Here is a 2,278-nt window from a genome sequence, read left to right on the forward strand (position 1 = left end):
TCAAGCGGGGGCTTTGGCACTAATGCTTCAAATGGTGGCGGTGCTGCTAAAACAACAGGCAACTTAGGCGGAGACCGAAAACAACGGGCAGCCGAGTTAGCTAAAAGATTCCCTGAATTAGCGAGTAAATAACCATGTCCTTAACTCAAATGCAAGTTTTTAACCAGTACATCATGCCTGCCACTATTGAAACATTGGCGCAAATGATTAGTAAATTTAACGAAGCATCACGCGGCGCAATTCGTTTAACGACTGCTGGTTTTGATGGTGACTTTTTGCAAGAGTCTTTTTTTGCATCAATTCACAGCGCACAACGCCGTGTTGACCGTTACGCGTCCAACGGCACACCGTCTGTTACCGATTTAACACAATTAAAACATAGCTCTGTAAAAGTAGCTGGTGGATTCGGCCCAATTCGTTTTGAGCCAAGCCAATTAACTTGGTTAAGTAAGCCAACTGCCGAAGGTATCGAAGTTGCGAGCCGTAACTTTGCAGAGGCTTTGCTTAAAGACCAACTCAATACCGCTATTGCCGCGTTAGTTGCTGCAATTTCTAATCAATCCACAGCTAAAAATGATGTTAGCGCAACGGGCGGCATCAATTATGGTGCAATCAATACGGCTCATGCTTTATTTGGGGACCATAGCCCATCGTTAGTTGCACAGGTGATGACTGGCCAAGTTTACCATAAGTTAATCGGCCAAAACTTGACTAATACGCCTCAATTATTCCAAGCTCAAAATGTCCAAGTTGTTGATATTTTGGGTAAAGCCGTGATTGTGACTGATGCGCCGTCATTGTACCAAACTGGTACACCTGATTTGCAAAAAGTTTTATCATTGGCTGATTCTGCCGCGATTGTGTTTGATGGTGGTGATGTTATCTCTAACATTCAAACCAATAACGGCAAAGAGCGCATTGAGACTACGATGCAAGTTGACTACACGTTTGGTTTATCGCTCAAGGGTTACACTTGGGACGAGTCAAACGGTGGCAAGTCTCCTACAGATGCGGAGTTGGCCACTGGCTCAAATTGGGACAAAGTTGCAACAAGCATCAAACATACAGCAGGCGTTATCACCATCGGTGATGCCGCAGAAGACTAACAACATAGGGGCTTAATTGCCCCTTTTTTGATGGTTTAAAGCATGACGGTAACAATAGGCTATACAACAGACGATGCGTTTATCGCATTTGCATTAGCGCGTGGCGTAACTGTCACAACGCCTAACGCTTCGATTTATCTCACCAAAGCCTTTGATTTTATGGAGGCGCAATGTTGGAAAGGTCAAAAAACGGATTACGCACAGGCTAATGATTGGCCGCGTAATGGCGTTTATGTTGATCATGTCTTGTTAGATAGTGCCACTGTACCTGTCGGCATTGTCAAAGCGCAGCACGTTGTCGCATTATCAATTGCTAACGGCTTTGACCCATTAGCGACAGTAGAACGTGCGGTTAAACGTGAAAAAGTTGATGTGTTAGAAGTTGAATATCAGCCTAACGCTTCTAATGCGCCAATTGCACGGTCTATCAATGCGGCCTTAGCTGATTACATTGAATCGTCAACAGCGGTTATGAGGGTGTTGTAATGGGTATCAGTTACGCTAATTTAGCAGTATTATCAGAGCGTTTAATTCGTGAAAACGGACGTGACGCTTTGCTGATTAGCGAAACGAATACAGGCACGGACTATCAGCCGACAATCACACAAACAACCGAAACAATCAGATTAGTACAAAGCCAATTTAACGCATTAGATAACAATGATTTTATTTTACAAGCGCATGATGTAAAGTTTTTAGTGTCGAGTGATTTTACTTTGACTGCTAACCAACGAATTGAAACAAACGGACAGCAATATAGTATTGTTGCGTTAAAAGAAATAAAGCCTGCCGATACCAGTATTTTATATATTGTACAGGGGCGCGTGTAATGTCATTCAATGACGACATAGCAAAGTTGGCGCGAAAGTTAGCGATTACCGAAGCGAAAGCGGTAGCGGCTTTTTGCATTAACATTAGTCGTCGAGTTGATATGATGAGTCCTGTTGACACGGGCTTGTTTCGAGCTAACTGGCAAGCAACACTCGACCAGCCGTACACTGGAGCAGTTAAGCCAATGAATCGTGCAGGGTCAATTGACCATGTAATACCATTCGCAAAAGCCGCAAACGGTCATGTATTTTATCTAACAAACAAATTGCCATACGCTAAAGCGTTGGAGTATGGCCATAGCCAACAAGCACCTAATGGCATGGTTAGAGTAAGTGCTAGAC

Annotated in this window: 4 protein-coding genes; all 4 read left to right on the forward strand. The window is 43.6% G+C overall.

All coding sequences use genetic code 11. The features are described from left to right. Nucleotides 1-134 precede the first annotated feature (134 nt). Nucleotides 135-1,106: a major capsid protein gene (locus tag Q0212_RS07125; RefSeq protein ID WP_297923981.1), complete on the forward strand. Its 972-nt coding sequence runs from the start codon at nt 135-137 to the stop codon at nt 1,104-1,106. Nucleotides 1,107-1,148: 42 nt separating this feature from the next. Then, a complete protein-coding gene (locus Q0212_RS07130) occupies nt 1,149-1,592 on the forward strand; it encodes a DnaT-like ssDNA-binding protein (protein WP_297923983.1) in 444 nt (147 codons plus the stop codon). Further along, nucleotides 1,592-1,936, forward strand: coding sequence for a hypothetical protein (locus Q0212_RS07135; protein WP_297923985.1), 345 nt, complete (start codon nt 1,592-1,594; stop codon nt 1,934-1,936). The genes Q0212_RS07130 and Q0212_RS07135 overlap by 1 nt, the downstream gene beginning before the upstream one ends. After that, nucleotides 1,936-2,278: hypothetical protein (locus Q0212_RS07140; RefSeq protein ID WP_367175704.1), on the forward strand; the 343-nt coding region annotated here is incomplete at its 3' end. The genes Q0212_RS07135 and Q0212_RS07140, both read left to right, overlap by 1 nt.

The organism is uncultured Agitococcus sp., assembly GCF_937920075.1.
In the GTDB taxonomy this organism is placed as follows: domain Bacteria; phylum Pseudomonadota; class Gammaproteobacteria; order Pseudomonadales; family Moraxellaceae; genus Agitococcus.